Genomic DNA, 20,538 nt, shown 5'->3' with positions numbered 1-20,538 from the left:
TTAGTTATAAAATATGCAAAATTTACATATTGTTTACGTTAATCTTTATTTCAATTTACATATAGTTTTTATACTAAGGTTGTGTTTAAGGGGGGTGAACAGTTTGCTGAAATTACAAAATGTAAGCAAACAATTCGATAGAAAAGTAGTTTTAGATGACATAAATGTTGAAATTAAAGCTGGTGAAATTGTTTCTCTATTAGGTCCAAGTGGGAGTGGAAAAACTACTTTATTAAATATTATTTTAGGCTTAACTCAATTGGACCATGGAAAGATTATTTTTAATGATATGGATATGAGTCATGTATCGATGAAGAATCGTGGATTCAATATTGTATTCCAAGATTATGCGCTCTTTCCCCATTTAAGTGCTTATGAAAATATTGTATATGGTTTAAGAAATAAGAAGGGATTAGTGTCAGAGAAAGAGCTTCAAGAATACATCGAATTCTTAGAGTTAAAACCTCATTTAACAAAGAAAATCGGCGAGTTATCGGGTGGTCAGAAACAGAGGGTAGCTCTTGCAAGAACATTAGTTATGAAGCCAAAAATATTATTACTAGATGAGCCTTTGAGCGCACTAGACGGAGTCATCAAAGAATCCATTAAACAGCGCATTCAATCTATTGCAAGAGAGTATAAGCTTACGATGATTATTGTTACGCATGATCCCGAAGAAGCATTAACGTTGTCAGATAAAATTCTAATTATCAATCAGGGGAATATATCTCAATTTGGAACACCTCAGGAAATTATTAATCAACCAAAAAATGATTTCGTTGAAGAGTTTATCCTGAAACAATTACAGATTAAGAGACAAAATATATATAACTTATTTGGTGAACAGCATGCCTAAAGCTAAAACAGAAATGCGAATTATTTTCTTATCTATACTAATAGTATTTGCAGTGTTTCTATTATTTCCTCTTGGCACTTTATTTGTTCGCTCGTTTGAAACGAATCAAGGACTTGGCATATCGAATTACCTTTCTATTCTGTCTCATAAGGACTTAATTGAGGCATTTGGAAACAGTATAAAAGTTTCTAGTATAACAGCGGTAATCACAACGATTTTGGCATTTGCACTTGCCTATGCCGTCAATTGTACAAGAATCTATCGCCCAATCAAAACAGTTATAAAAACAGGGATTCTTATCCCGATGTTACTTCCAACGATTACGTATGGGTTCGCCATTATGTATTCTTTTGGAAACCAAGGCTTACTAACGAAAATTTTTGGCCAAAGTTTGTTTGACATTTATGGGCTTAATGGCTTGTTAATTGGCTATGTCATTTATACATTACCGGCAGCGTTCCTGCTCATTAATAACTCTTTCAAGTACATTGATAAAAAATTTATCATTGTTTCCAAATTAATGGGTGACGGCTCGTTAAGAAGCTTTATGAACACGATTGTCCGGCCATTATGGGCAACTTTAGGAGGAGCTTTTGTTCTTTCATTCATTTTGAGTTTTACAGATTTCGGGATACCAGCTTCGGTAGGCGGAACGTATGCGGTAGTAGCAACTCAACTCTACCAAGTGATGCTCGGATCGATTCCAGATTTTAACCAAGGTGCAGTCATTGCAATTTTGATGTTACTACCAGCTGTGTTTGGTGTCTTACTACTAAATTATCTTGAAAAATTAAATTTCCATTATGACAAGTTTAGTGCGATTGAGCTGATGCAGCATAAAGGAAGAGATATCAGTTTTGGCATCATTTCCTCGGCAATTATCGTAGCGATGCTTTCTGTCTTTGCCATCATGTTTATTGCACCATTTTTAGCTAGTTATCCTTATGATATTACTTTCACATTTAAGCATGTGATGGACATCTTCCAATCAAGTGATTTAGTAAACGTATATAAAAATTCAGTGATAGTAGCTGCATTAACGGCTGTATTAGGTACACTCGTTGCCTATGGCTCAGCCATTTTAAACGCTCGTACACCTTTGAGAGGGAAGTCAACGATTGATAGTATTTCAATGATTACGAACACAGTCCCAGGCATGGTGTTAGGTTTATCGTATTTACTGCTCTTTAATGGCAGTAGTTTAAAAGGGACATTCATCATTATCATCCTATGTAATATTGTCCATTTCTTTACGACACCATATTTAATGGCGAAAAATTCATTGTCTAAAATGAATCCATCTTGGGAAACAACGGGAGAATTATTGGGAGATAGTTGGCTGAAGACCATCTATCGGGTGATTCTACCAAATTCAGCATCAACCGTGATTGAGATGATTAGCTATTATTTTATCAATTCAATGGTTACAGTGAGTGGGATTATCTTTTTAGTTACAGCTCAAACTTCATTAGTAGCTACCGAAATTAAACAGTTGCAGCATTTTGCTAAATTTAATGAAATCTTTGTATTATCGCTATTAATCTTTTTTACAAATTTACTGATTAAGATACTTTGTGATTACTTCCAAAAAAGACAATCAATAAATCATTCATAATGCACAAGACAAAGTGAGGGAATTGTATGTTTAAAAACATGAAAAAAATGATGATTACTCTGTTTAGTTTATGTTTAGTCTTTACATTAGTAGCATGTAATAGTCAAAAAGAAGCTGGTGCAAAAAAGGTTGTTATTCAAACGAATGGTGATGAAGAAGCTGTTGCTGCCATGGAAAGTGCATTGAAAAATGCTGGATATGAAGGGAAATATATTCTTCAATCATTAGGTACTTCCGAATTAGGTGGAAAGCTCATGGCAGAAGGTGATCAAATTGATGCCAATTTAGTTACGATGAGTTCTTATTTTTTAGAAAGTGCCCAGGAACAACATCCAATGTTTGCAGACTTAGCGTTTGAAACTGGTGCATTAGAAAAATACCCATCATTTTATACGCCGGTTTTAGCTAACACAGGTTCAATTTTTGTAAATACAGAAGTCATTAAACAAAAAGGCTTAACAATGCCAACATCTATTAAAGATTTAACAAAACCAGAATATAAAGATTTAGTATCCATTCCTAATATTATGGATTCTTCAACAGGCTGGTTGTTAGTTCAAGCGATTATCTCTAAGTACGGTGAAGCTGAGGGGAAAACAATTCTTCATGATTTAATTGCAAATAGTGGTCCACATCTTGAAAGTTCAGGTTCAGGCCCGATTAAGAAAGTACAAGCTGGAGAAGTAGCGGCTGGCTTTGGTCTTCGTCATCAAGCGGTAGTAGCGAAAGAATCAGGTGCACCAATTGATTATATTGACCCGATTGAAGGCAATTTCTCTCTTACAGAATCGATTGCAGTTGTGAAAAAAGACGACGAAACAACGAAGCTAGCAATGAAAATGGCTGAAGTCATTATTAAAGATGCTAGAAAAGATTTATTGCAATACTATCCAGTAGCACTTTATGAGGGTGAAACTGTTTCTGATACTCACAAACCGTCACACTCTATGAAATTTGAAAAACCACTAACTGTTGATTTATTAAAACAACACCAAGAATTCTTCAATTCAGCGAAATAGTAAAAAGGGAGTGAAGGGCATATGAAAAACTATAAACTTTTAACACCAGGTCCATTAACAACGACTAAGACAGTGAAAGAGGAAATGCTTTTTGACCGATGCACTTGGGATCAAGACTATAAAGATATTACTCAAAAAATTAGGGATCAGCTTCTTGAATTTGCATCTGCAACGAAGGAAGAGTACACGGTTGTACTCATGCAAGGAAGTGGCACGTTCGCTGTTGAATCTGTGATGACCTCTACTATATCGGATCAGGATAAGGTGTTAATCATAACGAATGGTGCCTATGGTGAGCGTGTCATAAAAATGGCTCAATATATCGGTCTAAATTTTAGCCAATATAGTGTCGCATATAATGAATATCCAAATGAAGCAGAAATTAGAGAGATTTTAGAAGAAGATCAGGAAATTACCCATATTGTCATGGTACATTGTGAGACAACGACTGGTATTTTAAATCCGATCGAGATGATCGCGAGTCTGTCTAAGGAATATGGAAAAACATTAATTATTGATGCTATGAGTAGCTTTGGTGGAATAGAAATTAATGTGCCTAAACTTGGGATTGATTATTTAATTAGTAGTGCAAATAAGTGTATTCAAGGTGTTCCGGGATTTGGGTTTGTCATTGCTAATTTAGAAAAACTTAAAGCATGTAAAGGAAATGCTAGAAGTTTGTCATTGGATTTATTTGATCAATGGAAAGAGATGGACCAAGATGGAAAATGGCGCTATACTTCGCCAACACATGTAGTAGCAGCATTTTCTAAAGCCATTGATGAATTGGTAGAAGAAGGTGGTGTTTCTGCTAGATTTACTCGTTATCAAACGAATAACCGGGTTTTAAGAGAGAGACTTGAAAAAGTAGGGATTCATGCTTATATTTCAGCTGAAAAACAATCACCGATTATTACTACATTTATGTTTCCGAACGAACAATTCAACTTTGTGGAATTTTACCAATATGTGAAAGAGAGAGGGTTTGTCATCTATCCAGGGAAGTTAACAGATGTAGATACATTCCGCATTGGCAATATCGGTGAAATTTACGAGGAAGATATCCATGAATTATGCAATATTATTGAAGAATATATGGGAGTGGTGACAAAATGAATAAAATTGAAGGTGTAATTTTTGATTGGGCAGGAACTACAGTTGACTTTGGTTGCTTTGCACCTGTAAATGTATTTGTAGATATTTTTAAGAATGTAGGTATTGATGTTACGATGGAGGAAGCAAGGGCTCCAATGGGAATGTTGAAAATTGACCATATTCGTGCGATGTTGACCATCCCTAGAGTATCTGCATTATGGGAAGACAAATTCGGACGAGCATTTAATGACCAAGATGTAAATGATTTATTTGCTGAATTTGAACCAGCCCTTATGGCCTCTTTAGCAGAGTATACAGATCCAATTCCTGAGGTGATTGAAACGGTTGAAATCTTGAGAAATCAAGGTTTAAAAATTGGATCTACAACAGGATATACGAATACAATGATGGATGTGGTCGTTCCGAATGCGTTGAAAAAAGGCTACAGTCCAGATTGCTATATTACTGCTGATGAAACAAACTCTTTTGGAAGACCATATCCTTATATGATTTATCGAAACATGGAGAAGCTTCAGTTAACAGCATCATGGAAGGTCGTTAAAGTAGGTGATACAGTTTCTGATATTAAAGAGGGAGTCCAAGCGGGAGTTTGGTCAGTCGGTGTGATCGTTGGCAGCTCAGAAATGGGATTAAGCTTAACTGAATTTAATCAGTTATCTGAAGCTGAAAAGGAAGCTGTCATGACTAAAACAGAACAAGTTTTCAAAGAAAATGGAGCTGATTTTACGATTAAAACAATGAGTGAACTTCCAAGTTTAATTGAGCATATAAATGGTCTTATTGCAGAAGGTAAGCGACCGAATGTAGGATAATTATAAGACATTAATAAAGTAAGCAAGCTATATGCAATACAGAGCCCCCATAATCTGCTTATAAAGTAGAGTATGGGGGCTTACCTTTTTGTATGAGGACATGGGGCGGGGCTCAGCGACTTACTACTATGCCTAAAATATTTATCAGGTATACTATTTTTATTAAGATATCATCCAAAATTCAGGCTCCGCACCGCCGCCATTGTGATTAGGTGAGTGTAGCGTAGTACACGGTTTAGTACTTATTACGCCATTTAAGTTTTGTATTGAACATCACCATATGTGAGCTATTTTTTAAATAGCAAATAAATAAAATAAGGAGCACCAATTAATGAAACCATAATGCCAGCAGGAATTCCGTCAGGATCGACTAAATTACGGCCGATTGTATCTGCGAGTAATAATAACCATCCTCCCATTAGAAGAGAGACAGGAATGAATAATTGATTTCGCGGGCCGACTAATGCTTTAGCAATATGTGGAGCCATAAGACCGATAAATGCAATTCCCCCTGTAACGGAGACGGCTGAAGCAGCCAAAGCAACGGCTGTTAAAAGCAAACTGATACGTTCCTTTTCGATGGAAACACCAACACCAATTGCGACAGGTTCACTTAAGCCAAGAATATTTAAGCGATTTGCTTTGTATAAAGTAAATGGAATGAGAATGACTAGCCATGGAAGCATAGCCAAAATGAAAGGCCAATCCGTTCCCCAAATATTACCGGCTAGCCATTTAGTAACAAAGTCGACTTTTTCCCGTTCAGAAGATGATATCAGGACAATCATGGCTCCGGAAAAAGCCATTGATAAACCAACTCCAACTAATACAAATCTTGTCGGCAGTAAACCTTCCCTGCGATTATAGGACAGGATGTATAGGAAGAAGGAAGTTACTAATGCCCCGCAAAACCCGACTAATGGTAGCATATAGACAAATGAACTAACATCTATCGGGAAAAATAGAAAATAAACCGTGATTGCTAAACCTGCCCCAGAGTTAATGCCAATAATGCCGGGGTCAGCTAGATCATTGCGAGTGACTCCTTGTAAAATAGCACCAGATAGGGCAAGCGCCATTCCTGCTAATACTGTAATTAAAATTCGGGGCAGTCGAATAGAAAATAGAACAAATTCCTCTTTAAACGTGCCTTGCCCAATCAGAGTTGGAAGAAGGCGATCATAGGAAAGTGAAGCGTAGCCTAATCCCATACCTATTATAATTGTTAGTAAAATGAGTACTAGTAAAGTGCATAAAATGATTCTTTGTTTTCTAATTAATGCGGACTGAATCATGAGAATGCCTTGCCCCCTTTATGAACGATAATTAGGAAGAAAGGTAAGCCTATTAGTGAAACGATGGCAAACACCGGTGTTTCATAAGGAGAATGCAGAGTCCGTCCGAGTGTATCAGCTAGAAGCATGAAAGAAGCGCCTAAAATGGCAGACATAGGAATAATATAGCGATAATCTGTCCCTACTATTGCTCGAACAATATGTGGGATCATTAAGCCGATAAAGGCCATATTTCCGACTAGCGCCACAGAAGCACCTGCAAGAAGGATAATAACAACAAAAAGAATAATTTTTATTTGTGTTGTTTTTTGACCTAATCCTACAGCGACTTCTTCATTTAAACTAAGAATCGTCAATTGTCTTGAGAGAACAATAGAAATAATAATACCAATTAAAATGACAGGAATAATAGCTTGAAGTTGCCCCCAAGTTGTTCCGATCAATCCTCCAGACGTCCACATAGAAACATTTTTAGCCACTTTAAAATAAATACTAATCCCGTCGCCGATTGCATATAGAAAAGCAGAAATAGCAGAACCAGCTAGGACAATTCGGAGTGGAGAAAAGCCGCCTTTTTTCATGGTGGAAATCCCAAAAACCAAGAAGGAACCTACAGCTGCTCCAATAAAACAAGCAACCATTATACCAAAGTAATTTACGGAAGGAATAAAGGCAATGGTGATTGCTAAAGCTGTATTCGCTCCTGCTGATAAACCAAGCAAACCTGGATCAGCAAGGGGATTTCTCGTAATTCCTTGCATAATAGCACCAGAGACAGCTAATGCTGCTCCAACAAAAATTGCTCCAACTTCCCGCGGTAAACGAATTTCGCGGATAATCGAAATAGCACTGCTAGTGGCATTAGATGTAAGTGTGAGCCAAATATCTTTCATAGTAGTGTCGGCAGCACCAAATATGATTGAAACAAGAAACATGCTAACAAATAAAATGAATGCTGCTAAAAACTTTAATAATAGTTGAATAGATTGTTGTTTATCCTTCTTCATTAGTCTCTCATCTTTCCTTTTTTTAAAATGAAAGAGGATGTCCCAGTAATAGGGCTTTGACCCTTTCTTTATGGGATATCCTCTTTCAAAAAAATTAGTTACCTAGAAATGATTTTTTAAAGAAGTCTAATTGTAATTCTAAAGTTAGTGGGTCATTAAAGTAGAATTCTTTTGAATTTGCTTCAAATACTCGATTGTTTTTAACAGCTGGAATGTTTTTATACGTATCTGTTTCTTGGAATGAATTGTCTGTTTCAGAGTCTCTGCTTAAAATGACGTAATCACCTGCGAACTCTGGAAGTACTTCTAAGGACAATGCATACCAACCATCTTTCAAGGCTGTTTCCTTAACTTTTTCTGGCATGCTTAATTTCATCTCTTGATATAAAATTTCAGTTCCTCGCCCCCAATTATCGCCGTAAACATATAGTTGTTTATCCCAGTTTTCAATGACAGAAACAGTCGCGTCGTCACCAATTTTAGCTTTAATTTCTTTTCCAGCAGCTTGTGCCCGTTGTTTGAAATCATCCACCCAAGCTTGTGCTTCTTTTTCTTTATTTAACAGTTTACCAATTTCAATATGCTGTGTTAAATAATCCACTTTTCCGTATGTGTAAACAACAGTTGGGGCAATTTCTTGTAGTTTATCAATATTTTTAACATTGTCTAAACCGATAATTAAATCTGGTTGTAATTCAATAAGTTTTTCCAAGCTTTCATCTGTTACTACTTCGACGCCTTTAAGTTTTTCTTCAAAATTTGGATTCATTTTAGACCATTCATCAACACCTACAAGGTTAACGCCTAATGACATGACATTTCCAGCAAAGCTTGACAGCACGACTACACGTTGTGGATCAGCTGGGACTTCAATCGGTCCATTTTCAGATTCGTATGTAATGGTTTCCGGCTTTTTTTCTTGATTCTCGTCCTTTTTACTCTCATCTTGTGTTGTGTTATTACTACAAGCACTAATAACTAGCAATAGTAGTAGGATAATCGGAAAGTATAGTTTCTTCATGATATGAATCTCCTTTTAATAAATTATAAGTTAAACACATTGGTTTATTAGTTCTTGGGTCTCTGCCGATTTCAGCATCGATTTGAAATACTTTTCTTAACACATCATGGGTGATAATTTCTTCACAACTTCCTGCTTTTACGATTTCCCCATCTTTTAAAGCAATAATATAGTCAGCAAATCGGGCAGCTTGGTTTAAGTCATGTAGGACCATAATAATTGTGCGCTTTTGATCTTGATTTAGTTTTTGCAAAAGTTCCAAAACTTCTAACTGATGCGCCATATCTAAATAAGTTGTTGGTTCATCTAGAAAAATCATTTCGGTTTCTTGTGCTAGAGCCATAGCAATCCACACGCGTTGACGCTGACCTCCTGATAGTGCATCTACCGAACGGTATTTAAAGTCTTTCGTTCCTGTCACTTCAAGAGCCCAATCAATGACTTCATAATCCTTTTTAGTTAGGCGGCCAAAGCCCTTTTGATAAGGGAAACGGCCATAAGATACTAGCTCGCCAACTGTTAATCCGCTAGCACTTTCTGGTGTTTGCGGCAAGATCGCCATTTTTCTCGCAAGTACTTTTGTATTCTCCTTTGAGATATTTTCCCCATCTAATACAACCGTTCCAGACTGGTGTGAAATGATTCGAGTAATGGCTTTCAGCAGTGTTGATTTTCCACATCCATTGGAACCAATAATGGTAGTAATTTTTTTATCGGGAATGACTATATTGAGATTTTTAACAATTAACCGTTCTCCATAACCAATATTTAGGTCATCTGTATATAGACGTGCCACGATGAAACCTCCTTTTGGAACACCTAAGTGTATATGATAATGATTATCATTTTCAAAGCACATCCCTAATATAAGTCTATATATATATGCTGTCAACTATTATTTCTATTGTAAAAATAATAAATAGGATGTATCCTTAAATGAGAATGATAATCAGTTATAATTAGATGCTGAGGAGTGAATTACGATGGAACAACCGGAATTATTTGATGTGACTGTCATTGGAGGAGGTCCAGCAGGGCTTTATTCAACCTTTTATAGTGGACTTAGAGAAATGAAAACGAAGATTATTGAATTCCAACCACAATTAGGTGGGAAAATACATGTATATCCTGAGAAAATGATTTGGGATGTTGGAGGTCTGACACCCATACCGGGAGAAAAATTGATCGAACAACTTGTTAAGCAAGGATTAACATTTAACCCTGAAGTTGTCTTGAATGAAAAGGTAGAGTCAATCACACGTAATGAAGAAGGTTTTTTTGTCTTGGAAGCTACTTCTGGTCAAAGGCATTTCTCAAAAACAGTCATTGTGGCTGTTGGGGGTGGCATATTGAATCCTCAAAAGTTACAAATTGAAGGCGCGGAACGATTTGAAATATCGAATTTGCATTACACAGTAAAGTCTTTGAAACGATTCAAAGATAAGACAGTCATTATTTCAGGCGGAGGGAATTCTGCCATAGATTGGGCAAATGAGCTAGAGCCTATTGCAAAGAAAGTGTATATCACATATAGGAAAGATACATTTACAGGTCACGAAGCACAAGTCACACAATTAATGCAAAGTTCCACAGAATGTTTTTATAATACATCTATTACCAAGCTAATGGCTAGTGAGAATCATGAAGTAATAGAACGTGTTGAATTGACGAATTCCGAAACAGGCAATGTTTCACATTTGTCCATTGATGATGTAATCATTAATCATGGTTATGAACGTGATTCGGCACTACTTGGAAATAGTCCATTAAATATTGATTTAGTAGAGAATTTTTATATTGCAGGTAATGCTACGAGCGAATCCTCAATAGATGGATTATATGCCGCTGGTGATATTCTTCATTATGAAGGAAAAGTTCATTTAATTGCTGGTGCTTTCCAAGATGCAGCAAACGCCGTTAACAAGGCTAAGCGATTTATTCAACCTGACGCTAGTAAAAGTGCGATGGTCTCTTCACATAATGAAATTTTTAAAAAACGGAATAGGGATTTAGTTAAACAATTGATTTATTAAATCATTGTTTTAGTATCTTTTAACGAGATATATAATTGTTAAGATAAATTGAGGAGGCCGTCTTAAATGCCAATATGTCAGACACCATATGTATGAGATAGTCTCCTCATCTATATTTTACTGGTTAAGATTATGCAAAGGTACTTTTTTAGCTACCAGAAGCTCGCTTGCTGCTTTTCAGATTAGGCGTTCGCTTTCTGTGGAGCTGGTATGCCAAAAGCAACAGTGTGTTTTTAACATATCCTGATCTAAATGATCCAATCAAAAGGATCAATTATATTCTATGAATAGGAATATAGTCCTAGAAAATATTTTTGTAGCGCTTACAAAAATATGTTGACGGAAGTGAATGAAGGGTGATATTCTACTCATACAGAAATTAATTAGTTTATTAAACTAATTACCTGCGAATCTCGAGATGTAATAAAAATTTTTTAATACTTTTTGAAAAGGCTTCCAATTATTAATTTAGAACAGTCTTTAAAGGGAAATGGAGATCCATATGTTGTAAATTCCTGATTTAGTAGAGATTTTCAAACTACTTATAGAAAATTGGGGATTTGCCTATATTGATTGGGGAATTATGCTTTTAAATGGAGGGGTAAAAATGGGCCAGGCTGCCAGAAAATTAGTTGAAGAAACAGGGGCAACAAATGGGGTAAGTAGAAAATTTGGTATGAGAGATAAACTTGGTTATTTGTTTGGTGATTTCGGGAATGATTTCTTCTTTATTCTTGTTTCTTCATTCTTAATGGTTTATTATACAGATGTTTTCCATATTAATGCGGGAATAGTTGGTACACTCTTTTTAGTTGCTCGTTTATGGGATGCGATAGCGGATGTTACGTGGGGACGTTTCATTGACACAAGGAAAGCGGGTAAAAACGGTAAATTTAGACCGTGGATTTTCAGAATGTCATTCCCGCTTGTTATTTCAGGGATATTAATGTTTGTTCATATTCCAGGAATGTCTGATGGTTTTTACCTGGCATATGCTTTTGCTTCTTATATCATTTGGGGTACTTTATATAGTACTGTTAATATTCCTTATGGTTCGATGGCATCTGTCATCACAAGTGATCCAGTTGAACGTACAACTTTATCTACTTTCAGAGCTTTGGGTGGTGCGTTGGCAGGTCTAATTATTAATGTAGTTGGTCCATTGATCTTATTTGTAGATAATAAAGCAGATTCAGGCCGTTTTCTAATGGGAGCCATTATCTTTGGTATTCTTTCTATCTCTTGTTATATGGCATGTTATAAATTATCAACTGAACGTATTGTCGCACCTGAAACTGAAAAGCCAAAAGGTAATTTAGGTCAAACATTAAAAGGTCTTATGAAAAACAAACCGTTAATTTGGCTTCTTGCTATGGCTCTAATATTTTTAGTGTGTTTCATGCTTACGGGCGCAGTTAACGTGTATTTATTTAAAGATTATTTTGGTACGGCTGCAGCATTAAGTATCGTAGGTTTTGTTGGAACAGCTACTACATTTATTGCTATGCCAATGGTGAAACCATTAGTTGCTAGGTTTGGCAAAAAAGAAGTAGCAGCAGCAGGTGTGTTATTGGCAGCCGCTGTATATGCTCTTTTATACTTCTTACCTAACTTATCTGCGACTCAATTTATTTCTCTATTAGGTGTTGCAATGTTCGGATATGGATTCTTTAATTTAGTAGTTTGGGCATTCGTAACAGACGTAATTGATTATCATGAATATTTAACAGGATTACGTGAAGATGGAACCGTTTACTCGATCTATTCATTTGCTCGTAAAGTAGGGCAAGCCATTGCTGGTGGTCTTGGTGGTTTTGCGATTGCAGCTGTTGGATATGATGCAACTCGTGAAGCGCAAACACAAGGCGCATTAGATGGTATTCATGCACTAGCTACTTTAGTGCCGGCGGTCATCCTTCTAATTGTGTTCTTAATTTTAACATTTTTATATCCGTTGAGTAAGAAACGTACGATCCAACTTGCTGTTGATTTGGCTGAAAAAAGAAAAGCTTCAAATTAAATCAACTAAATTATCAATAAAAACACGATGAAGGCTTTGATCGCTTCATCGTGTTTTGCATTTCTATAGGGATAAGATTAGTCCAGTCCTTCAATTATTAGACTTTTCACAGGCAAGAAATCTTCATCCGTCGCTAAATAGGTAATGTTCACCTTATCTCCTTCTTTTAAGTAGATGGACTTCGGATTTTTTTCAGAAGAAATCATATAGCTTTGGTGGTTGTCTAATAAAAAAGAAACAACAGTGAAGTCCCCAGACTTTTCTTTATAGACTCTTACGACAGTTCCACTTAACTGCTTTTCTTCTGCTTTTGAGCTTCCATCGACAGTACCTCCACCTCTTTGCAAGGCTGTCTTATATTGTTTTAATGCTTCGTTTGGAGTGATACCATATGTGGAAATTTCCGGATTAGCTGCAGATACGATAAAGTAATTTTGTAGAAAACCATTAGAATCAAGTACAGGTGTTAACCAGCTTGCCTCGCCGTAGAAATTATAAAGAACTGACATCTCTCCATGCCATTTCTTTTCAATAAATTTCTTTTCGATAATTTGCAAAGCTCCTTGTGAATCCATGTATGATTCTTCAAGATTTCCTGTATAGTACGTCGCTTTTCCAGTTCTTGAGTTTGTAAGAGAGTAGCCGAGCATGGAATCCACGCCTTCTTTTGGACTTGTGAAATCAGTGAAATAATACATCTCTCCATCTTCACTAAAAATCGGTGTTACATTGGCTTCTGTACCTTCATCTGATGGAAGTTTTACATCCGATTTACCAAATTTGCTATTCCAAAAACCATGTACATAATTGCCGAAATAACTATTTTGTAAGCTGACTACTTCAGGTGAAACAGCGCCATCTATAAACTCTGGGACATCAGCTAAATTATATGCAGTCGTTTTCCCCGTTTTAGGATTTACAACAACTAGGCCTTTTACAGTAAATCCATTCCGAGCAGAAATAAAGTCACCAAACGAACGTACGTAAACAGGTTTCCCCTCATCATCAATCTCTAATTGTGCATCTCCATAAAAGATATGTTTCGGATATTGCATTCGAATATGACGCTCAATATTTTTATTGAAATAAGAGGAAGGAGTGTACATCATCTCTTCCTTTATGAATTTAGGATTGGCTGTAGAATCAGTAGCGCTTAAAATAAAGTAGCCAGGTGTTTGTTCTCCTTTCCACCATTTGAAAAATCCTGAAAATTCAACCGGCGCAATATATACATAATCCCCGTTTACTTTTTGAATTTGTAGTCTTCCGAGTTCGAAATAGCTTGTATTTGGAACTTGGCCGAATGCCTTTCTCATTTTGTTGCGTGCAAATTGTGGTGGAACACTTGCAGGCGTCTCCTTTTCATCAAACGTTTTGATTTCGACTTTCTCTTCCATCTTTGCCTTGTCATACTTTTCATCGGCATTAAACAGACCTGCGGTTAGGAAAAAGGCTGCGAGGATAAGACTTCCAGCGAATAGAACGGCTTTAATGATTCTTTCCTTACCAGTTGCAAGTACTGCGCCCAAAGCGGTAATAATAATGGTTAACAACCATAAAGAAGATAGATTCCTATCCAGATTACTTAGATAATAGAATGAAAACATAATTAGTACTAACAGGATCAAAGTGGCTATTAAGGCTCCTAATTTTAGCTGTTTATCCTCATTTTCATTTGATTTTTCCCGTTTGTAAATGGGTACTAGGATAAGTGAAGATACTATCCCGATAATGAGTGAAAATAGAAAGATGTTTTCCATAAAGTAACTCCTTTCAAAATCTATTGTCCTAATGATTAATACGGATAACCTAGTCAAAAGATTCGTAGAAATTCTTACAATAGAATTGCCTTGAAATATGAATGAAGGGGAGGTACAGTTTTCAACACTACAATAGAGTACATATAGAGAATAGAACTAACATTCGGTAGGATGAAGAACCCCTCACTGATTGATCAGTTTTAGCAAAATGAAAGCCCCGCCACAAATCTAGGCGAGGCATTTATTATATGGTATGGCAGGAATACGGGATAGGCTCAACGTAAAAAGTATGCTGTGTTTTTACCCTTTGTTAGTTATAGCTAAGCTTCTTGCCGCTGTTTCTTCACTTCTTCAAGCTCGGAAATTGTCACTAATTGATAGTCTTGAGCTTTAAGCTGTTTAATGATTTCGATGGCAGCTTCGGCACTCGTAGCATAAATATCATGCATAAGGACAATCTTGCCGTCTGCAACTTTGCTCATCACTGACTGGACAATCTGGTCTTTATCTCGTGATTTCCAATCTTCTGTATCGACATTCCACAAAGTAACGCTCAATCCCCCCCCTAAGTACTGCCGAACGTTATCGTTAATCGCGCCATAAGGTGGACGAAGATGAATAGGTTCATGACCGCTTACTTTTTTAATGATCGCTTGAGTGTCTAAAATTTGGTGTTGTACCTGCTCTTCGGTCAAGCGAGACAGCTGGGGATGGTCCCAAGAGTGATTGCCAACCTCATTGCCTTCCTCAAGCATTCTTTGAATGATTTCTGGATAATATTGAACACGACTTCCAAGTACAAAGAACGTGGCGTGACTGTCAGATTCTTTCAATGCATCCAGGATTAAAGTTGTTGGTCCTTTACTTGGACCGTCATCAAAGGTAAGAGCAATGACTTTTTTAGTTGGATCAATCCCACTTGAATTTGGAATTTCCGTCACGATATGGCTTGGAGGCGTTTCTTTAATTTTGTTTTTATTCGCTTCGGTGTTTTTATATTGATCTAGCAATATTGAATCGAATATTTCTTTTTTTATTGCGATTGATTGTGGTTCAGAATAGCCAGTTGGCTTTAGAAATGGCTGGAAGTATAAGACGATCGTATTTTCGAGCAAAGAAAATTCGCTGAAATTTTCAATCGATGGTTTCGTTTTTTCTTTTAACTGTTCTAATTCTGTAAGATTTTTATTCTGCTTCAATTCAGTAAAAGCAATCATTGATAAGCTGTTCAAATAATCACTATTTTCATAGAAAATATCTTGTAGTGAAATCTGCTTTTTTGAAGGAAGATCGAAGGTAAATGTTTGAATGGATGGTTCTCCCCATTTACCACCTGTAAATATATACTTGTTAAATAGAATGGTTACCGTTTGCTCACTATAATGTGTAATATCATATGTAATTGTTAATTCTGTTGAGATGTTTTTCGAGATAGCATTCTGTGCAAGCGTTTGCTGATAGTTGGCAATCTCTTTTTTTACATATGTTTTTAACGATTGATCAATTTTTTTTATATGTAATGATGGATAACTTACGGAATATCCGCCATGGGTTTGGTCTTTAATCAATGTTTGTATCTCTACCGTAGGGTATTTTCTGTCTGAATTAATTTCTGGTTCTTTTTTAATTGTGGCCTGAGCTTTTTCAGAAATGACATATCTTATGGATAAAACTAGTACGAATATACATACTAATAATGTAAAAACACGTTTAAATTTAATTCTTTTTAATTGGTCTATTTTTATTTTCATAATACGAGTCCCCTTATACTATCAGTCTATCAGATAGACGTTTAGAGGAAAAGATTTGTTTCAAAAAACTGCAAATTTCTTACTTTTTTAAAATGTAAATTTAGCCAATATTTTTTTGTTGGTGGTACAAACTTTCTTAGATTTTCACACGTCTATCCAATGTAACACTAAATGGTACGTACCAACTTCAAGAAAAAGGAGCTCTTTCATGTAATGGTTCAGGATATCCGTCAATTACTTATTACAACAATAACTGAAAAAAAGGAAAACTACTACCGGCTTGCTTATAGTTATGTAAAAAATAAAGATGATGCCCTTGATATTATTCAAGAGTCCATTAAAAAGGCATTAATCTCGGTCGACAAGATTAATGATTCTCAGTCGATTAACAGCTGGTTTTATAAGATTATTGTTCATACTGCATTGGATTTTTTGCGTAAACATAAGAAAGTGACACTTGCAGATGTGGATACTTTAGAGTTTTTCAGTCAAGGCCATGAGGATGACTATCAAAATATAGACTTACAAAAGGCGATTGACGATTTACCAGTTAAATATAAATCGATCATCATCCTTCGTTATTTTGAAGATCTTAAGCTAGAAGAAATTGCAATAATTTTAGGAGAAAACATTAATACCATTAAAACGAGATTGTATAAAGCACTAGAATTACTACGTATTAAAATGGATTAATTGATCCTAGGAGGCCATAGAAAATGGATAAAAAGTTGGGAAAATTAAAAGATCATTATATGGACATACCTATTCCAAAGGAGTTGGATGATGTTGTAAACCGAGCGCTTCAAACTTCCACTAAAAAAAGGAAGGTAGCGTATAAATGGTCAATAGGTACAGTGGCTGCCGCTATTTTGTTAATCGCAACGGTCAATTCGAGTCCTTCGGCTGCTAATGCGATGTCTAATATTCCGATTATAGGCAAGGTCATTGATGTAATCACATTTCAGGAGTGGAAAGAAGAGAAGGATAACCAAGCAAGTATGGATATTAAAGTTCCTGCGATTTCTGGTTTGGACAATTCAGGTCTGGAAGCTTCATTGAATGAAAAATATATTGCAGAAAGTAAGCAATTGTATCAAGAGTTTACAAAGACGTTGGCAGAACTGAAAGAAGGAGAAAATGCAAATATGGCTGTCACTAGTGGGTATGAAGTGCTGACTGACAATGATTCCATATTCTCAATTCGCCGCTATAACGTCATTACCCAGGCATCTTCTTCTACGGAAATGCAGTTCGATACGGTAGATAAAAAAAATCAAGTCTTACTCACCTTAAAGAGTTTATTTAAAAATGAAAGCTATATAGATGTATTAAGTGAAAATATCAAAGCTCAGATAGCTGAGCAGATGAAAAGTGATCCGAATAAAATCTATTGGGTTAGTGAAGATGATCCGGTAAGATTTGAAAAAATTGATAGAAATCAAAAATTCTACATTAATGAACAGAACAAGCTCGTTATCGCCTTTGATCAATATGAGGTAGCACCAGGCTATATGGGACCAGTAGAATTTATCATTCCGACAGATGAAATTTCGGATATTCTTGTCGGAAAAGAGTATATTAAGTAATAATTTCAGTGGAAGGATAGAAGATTCTATTCTTCCATTTCCCCTCTTTGTATTCCTTTCAATTTATTACTCTCCATATTATTAGAAGGCTTTAAAAGCTAGTAATCTTATTAAAATGAAAAAAATTTGATTTTATAGATAATCCTTTTTTTGTTATGTAACCCTTTTAAAGTATAGTAGAATAAACGTACGATATCATTAAGTTGATATAGGGTAATTTATCCCGCATTAACAGGCAGTAAGACCGCCCACCTCAAGGCTAAGAGGACTCGAAGAAACGAAGGTGGGGGTGAAGAAAACCCCAACTGATTGATGTTTCACTCTGCTCAAGAAATCCATAATAAAGGTTGGAAAAAACTTTCTTATGAAAAAGACAAAGATAAAATTGATTTTTGGATTGGCCCTATTTTTAGTAATATTCTTCACAGGTGTGAATATACTTGCATCTTATCTTACTATTAAAAAGACAATAGAAGAATCGATTGCTGTCCACAATGTTGAGACAGCAAAGAGCATCGCAGCTTCCATGGATATAGAGCTGTACAAGAAGTTTCTTGAAAATCCGGTAAAAGGAAAAGAGTATCATGCTATCAATGAATACTTTAATGATGCGAAAGAAAAAATCGGTGCTTTACATCTCTATTCACTAGCCGTCGATAATCCTAAAGTTTCGAGAGTAATGGTACCAGGGATGTTAAAGTCAGACAATATAGAAATAGGCTTAGAATGTACTGTACCAGAAAAGCAGGTATCACTAGCATATGAGGGGGAAACGTATTATACGGGCGTTATTAATGATCCGGTATATGGACAATATCTTTCCGTCGGGGTGCCAATTATTGATAACCAAAATGAGATAATCGGCTTTCTAGGCATTGATATAAGTACACAAGTGCTCAATAATATCGGTGATGATGTAATAAAAAACAATTCATATATGCTGATTTTTAATGGCCTATTCGTAGTTGTCTTGCTCTTATCCTTTTTAATCATCGAAAAGTGGTATCAAAAAGAGTTGAAAAAAGAAGTGGGAGAGACAGAAGTAACGTATCAATCGGAGTTCCGTTCTTTAATCTCTTCTGTGCAGTCTTTACGTCATGATTTTTCAAACCATATTCAAGTCATCCACGGTTTGTTGAAACTGGGCAATCATGAACAAGCTTTAGAGTATTTAACGTATCTCTTTAAAGAAGTACATGCGATTGAGAATATTAAATTGAATGTCAATAACCCTGGACTATCTGTATTAATTGAAACAAAAAGAATTACTGCGAATAACCATTCCATTGAAATTGCGTTTGATATTTGCGATGATTCGTTTTCAAAAATTAAATCAACTGATTTGATAAAAATTATGTCTAATTTAATCGATAATGCGATTGAAGCTACAATAGAATTGCCAGAGTCTGATCGGAGAATTAAAGTAGCCTGTAAAGTAAGTAACAGTCAATATTTTTTTGAAGTAACGAATACCGGACATGATGTGGATGAAAAGGTGATCGACAATATTTTTGAAAGAGGCTTTTCAACTAAAAAAGAAAAGGCGGGCAAGATAAGAGGACAGGGGTTATTTATCGTAAAGGAAATTGTTAAAAGATATGATGGACAGATTAAGTTTCATGTACTGGATCGTGAAATAGTTGTTACATGTAATATACCTAAGTCATAATCGTGAAAAAGGGTGTCTCATAAGGGTTTGACCTCGCGCTCTAAATCAATATAATATGTCTTGTTTCATACACATACCTTATACGGTATGTATTTGTTGCGGAGCCAGACCCTTTGTTTGAGGACACCTTTCTTTTTATAGAATTATCGTTTTCGAGGCGTGTAGTTAAGCTCGGAGAATAATTGCTCTTTTTCAGTCTTAGTAAGATCACGCCACTGGCCAACTGCAAGTTCGCCTAGCTTAATATTCATGATTCGAATCCGCTGCAAACTTACTACTTGATAATCGAGTACAGAACACATACGACGAATTTGTCGATTTAAACCTTGTGTTAGAATAATTTTGAAACGGTTTTTACCAAGTTGAGTGACCTTACATGGAAGTGTCTTAGTATCTAAGATTTCTACGCCTGAAGCCATATTCCTTAAGAATGAGTCTGTAATTGGTTTGTCTACTTGTACAATATATTCTTTCTCATGTTTATTTTCAGAGCGTAGAATTTCATTTACGATATCGCCATCATTCGTGAGTAAGATTAATCCTTCGGAATCTTTATCAAGTCGACCTATATGAAAAATGCGCAATGGGTGGTTTACGAAGTCTACAATATTTCCTTTGATATGTTTTTCAGTAGTGCTTGTAATACCAACTGGCTTATTGAGGACAAGGTATATTCCTTGTTGTTCGATAATAACCGGTTTTCCATCCACTCGCACATCGTCTCCTGGCTGAGCCTGGCTGCCTAACTCAGCGGTGACGCCATTAATTGTTACTTTGCCTTCAGCAATCCACTTATCGGCACCTCGTCTTGATGTAATCCCAGACTCGCTAATATACTTGTTAATTCGCAAAAGTACGCACACCTTTATATTTAGATTTGTGATTCTAAGATAACGCAAATGCATGTATTTGCACAAGGTAGTACGTAATAATCTTCAATTTCCTTCCCATTTCCGATCTATACATATAGGATGAAAG

17 protein-coding genes are annotated in these 20,538 nt (G+C 35.9%); 10 read left to right on the top strand and 7 right to left on the bottom strand.

Annotated elements, in window-relative coordinates:
- Window positions 1-103 precede the first annotated feature (103 nt).
- From HNP81_RS16105 to phnX, 5 genes are read left to right on the top strand one after another with little or no spacing between them, the layout of a single operon-like run.
- Entirely contained in the window at window positions 104-856 is a 753-nt protein-coding gene (locus HNP81_RS16105; RefSeq protein WP_182503281.1) for an ABC transporter ATP-binding protein, read from the top strand.
- Window positions 849-2,471, top strand: a complete 1,623-nt coding sequence (locus tag HNP81_RS16100) for an ABC transporter permease subunit (RefSeq protein ID WP_182503280.1) — start codon at window positions 849-851, stop codon at window positions 2,469-2,471. The genes HNP81_RS16105 and HNP81_RS16100 overlap by 8 nt, the downstream gene beginning before the upstream one ends.
- Window positions 2,472-2,497: 26 nt before the next feature.
- Window positions 2,498-3,490, top strand: a complete 993-nt coding sequence (locus HNP81_RS16095; protein WP_182503279.1) for an extracellular solute-binding protein — start codon at window positions 2,498-2,500, stop codon at window positions 3,488-3,490.
- Between the two features lie 21 nt (window positions 3,491-3,511).
- Window positions 3,512-4,606 carry a 2-aminoethylphosphonate--pyruvate transaminase gene (gene phnW, locus HNP81_RS16090; protein WP_182503278.1) on the top strand — a complete coding sequence of 365 codons (1,095 nt, stop codon included), beginning with the start codon at window positions 3,512-3,514 and terminating at the stop codon, window positions 4,604-4,606.
- Window positions 4,603-5,418 carry a phosphonoacetaldehyde hydrolase gene (gene phnX / locus HNP81_RS16085; RefSeq protein ID WP_182503277.1) on the top strand — a complete coding sequence of 272 codons (816 nt, stop codon included), beginning with the start codon at window positions 4,603-4,605 and terminating at the stop codon, window positions 5,416-5,418. Before phnW ends, phnX begins: the two co-directional genes overlap by 4 nt.
- Before the next feature lie 287 nt (window positions 5,419-5,705).
- On the opposite strand, the gene HNP81_RS16080 is transcribed toward phnX, so the two are convergent.
- The 4 genes from HNP81_RS16080 to HNP81_RS16065 form a co-directional block, all read right to left on the bottom strand.
- The gene (locus HNP81_RS16080) at window positions 5,706-6,713 is read right to left on the bottom strand and encodes a FecCD family ABC transporter permease (RefSeq protein WP_182503276.1); all 1,008 of its coding nucleotides are present in this window, start codon (window positions 6,711-6,713) and stop codon (window positions 5,706-5,708) included.
- A complete protein-coding gene (locus HNP81_RS16075) occupies window positions 6,710-7,720 on the bottom strand; it encodes a FecCD family ABC transporter permease (protein WP_182503275.1) in 1,011 nt (336 codons plus the stop codon). Before HNP81_RS16075 ends, HNP81_RS16080 begins: the two co-directional genes overlap by 4 nt.
- Window positions 7,721-7,814: 94 nt before the next feature.
- Window positions 7,815-8,741 carry an iron-hydroxamate ABC transporter substrate-binding protein gene (locus tag HNP81_RS16070; protein WP_182503274.1) on the bottom strand — a complete coding sequence of 309 codons (927 nt, stop codon included), beginning with the start codon at window positions 8,739-8,741 and terminating at the stop codon, window positions 7,815-7,817.
- A complete protein-coding gene (locus HNP81_RS16065) occupies window positions 8,692-9,537 on the bottom strand; it encodes an ABC transporter ATP-binding protein (RefSeq protein ID WP_182503273.1) in 846 nt (281 codons plus the stop codon). The genes HNP81_RS16070 and HNP81_RS16065 overlap by 50 nt, the downstream gene beginning before the upstream one ends.
- Before the next feature lie 187 nt (window positions 9,538-9,724).
- On the opposite strand from HNP81_RS16065, the gene HNP81_RS16060 reads away from it, so the two are divergent.
- A complete protein-coding gene (locus HNP81_RS16060) occupies window positions 9,725-10,774 on the top strand; it encodes an NAD(P)/FAD-dependent oxidoreductase (RefSeq protein WP_182503272.1) in 1,050 nt (349 codons plus the stop codon).
- 607 nt (window positions 10,775-11,381) lie between these two features.
- Complete coding sequence (locus tag HNP81_RS16055) at window positions 11,382-12,794, top strand: MFS transporter (RefSeq protein ID WP_182503271.1); 1,413 nt, start codon at window positions 11,382-11,384, stop codon at window positions 12,792-12,794.
- Between the two features lie 77 nt (window positions 12,795-12,871).
- On the opposite strand, the gene HNP81_RS16050 is transcribed toward HNP81_RS16055, so the two are convergent.
- On the bottom strand, window positions 12,872-14,554 hold the full coding sequence (locus HNP81_RS16050; RefSeq protein WP_182503270.1) for an MFS transporter: 1,683 nt from the start codon (window positions 14,552-14,554) through the stop codon (window positions 12,872-12,874).
- A gap of 320 nt (window positions 14,555-14,874) precedes the next feature.
- Complete coding sequence (locus HNP81_RS16045; protein WP_034302560.1) at window positions 14,875-16,305, bottom strand: polysaccharide deacetylase family protein; 1,431 nt, start codon at window positions 16,303-16,305, stop codon at window positions 14,875-14,877.
- A gap of 213 nt (window positions 16,306-16,518) precedes the next feature.
- On the opposite strand from HNP81_RS16045, the gene sigV reads away from it, so the two are divergent.
- The 3 genes from sigV to HNP81_RS16030 all read left to right on the top strand — a co-directional run bounded on the left by sigV (window position 16,519) and on the right by HNP81_RS16030 (window position 19,560).
- Window positions 16,519-16,998, top strand: a complete 480-nt coding sequence (gene sigV, locus HNP81_RS16040) for an RNA polymerase sigma factor SigV (protein ID WP_028393844.1) — start codon at window positions 16,519-16,521, stop codon at window positions 16,996-16,998.
- 23 nt (window positions 16,999-17,021) lie between these two features.
- Window positions 17,022-17,891 carry an anti-sigma-V factor RsiV gene (rsiV, locus tag HNP81_RS16035; RefSeq protein WP_182503269.1) on the top strand — a complete coding sequence of 290 codons (870 nt, stop codon included), beginning with the start codon at window positions 17,022-17,024 and terminating at the stop codon, window positions 17,889-17,891.
- A 364-nt stretch (window positions 17,892-18,255) separates the two neighbouring features.
- Window positions 18,256-19,560 (top strand): sensor histidine kinase, encoded by a 1,305-nt coding sequence (locus HNP81_RS16030; RefSeq protein ID WP_182503268.1) that lies wholly within the window; start codon window positions 18,256-18,258, stop codon window positions 19,558-19,560.
- 143 nt (window positions 19,561-19,703) lie between these two features.
- On the opposite strand, the gene HNP81_RS16025 is transcribed toward HNP81_RS16030, so the two are convergent.
- Window positions 19,704-20,411, bottom strand: coding sequence for a pseudouridine synthase (locus HNP81_RS16025; protein WP_028393847.1), 708 nt, complete (start codon window positions 20,409-20,411; stop codon window positions 19,704-19,706).
- Window positions 20,412-20,538 lie beyond the last annotated feature (127 nt).

Source organism: Peribacillus huizhouensis (assembly GCF_014138605.1).
Lineage (GTDB): Bacteria > Bacillota > Bacilli > Bacillales > DSM-1321 > Peribacillus > Peribacillus huizhouensis.
This window is presented reverse-complemented; position numbering and strand designations above follow the sequence as displayed.

Excerpts from the sequence above, each read along its gene's own strand:
- HNP81_RS16100 (WP_182503280.1), top strand. The coding sequence starts at position 849 with ATGCCTAAAGCTAAAACAGAAATGCGAATTATTTTCTTATCTATACTA.
- HNP81_RS16095 (WP_182503279.1), top strand. The coding sequence starts at position 2,498 with ATGTTTAAAAACATGAAAAAAATGATGATTACTCTGTTTAGTTTATGT.
- phnW (WP_182503278.1), top strand. The coding sequence starts at position 3,512 with ATGAAAAACTATAAACTTTTAACACCAGGTCCATTAACAACGACTAAG.
- phnX (WP_182503277.1), top strand. The coding sequence starts at position 4,603 with ATGAATAAAATTGAAGGTGTAATTTTTGATTGGGCAGGAACTACAGTT.
- HNP81_RS16080 (WP_182503276.1), bottom strand. The coding sequence starts at position 6,713 with ATGATTCAGTCCGCATTAATTAGAAAACAAAGAATCATTTTATGCACT.
- HNP81_RS16075 (WP_182503275.1), bottom strand. The coding sequence starts at position 7,720 with ATGAAGAAGGATAAACAACAATCTATTCAACTATTATTAAAGTTTTTA.
- HNP81_RS16070 (WP_182503274.1), bottom strand. The coding sequence starts at position 8,741 with ATGAAGAAACTATACTTTCCGATTATCCTACTACTATTGCTAGTTATT.
- HNP81_RS16060 (WP_182503272.1), top strand. The coding sequence starts at position 9,725 with ATGGAACAACCGGAATTATTTGATGTGACTGTCATTGGAGGAGGTCCA.
- HNP81_RS16055 (WP_182503271.1), top strand. The coding sequence starts at position 11,382 with ATGGGCCAGGCTGCCAGAAAATTAGTTGAAGAAACAGGGGCAACAAAT.
- HNP81_RS16050 (WP_182503270.1), bottom strand. The coding sequence starts at position 14,554 with ATGGAAAACATCTTTCTATTTTCACTCATTATCGGGATAGTATCTTCA.
- HNP81_RS16045 (WP_034302560.1), bottom strand. The coding sequence starts at position 16,305 with ATGAAAATAAAAATAGACCAATTAAAAAGAATTAAATTTAAACGTGTT.
- sigV (WP_028393844.1), top strand. The coding sequence starts at position 16,519 with ATGGTTCAGGATATCCGTCAATTACTTATTACAACAATAACTGAAAAA.
- rsiV (WP_182503269.1), top strand. The coding sequence starts at position 17,022 with ATGGATAAAAAGTTGGGAAAATTAAAAGATCATTATATGGACATACCT.
- HNP81_RS16030 (WP_182503268.1), top strand. The coding sequence starts at position 18,256 with ATGAAAAAGACAAAGATAAAATTGATTTTTGGATTGGCCCTATTTTTA.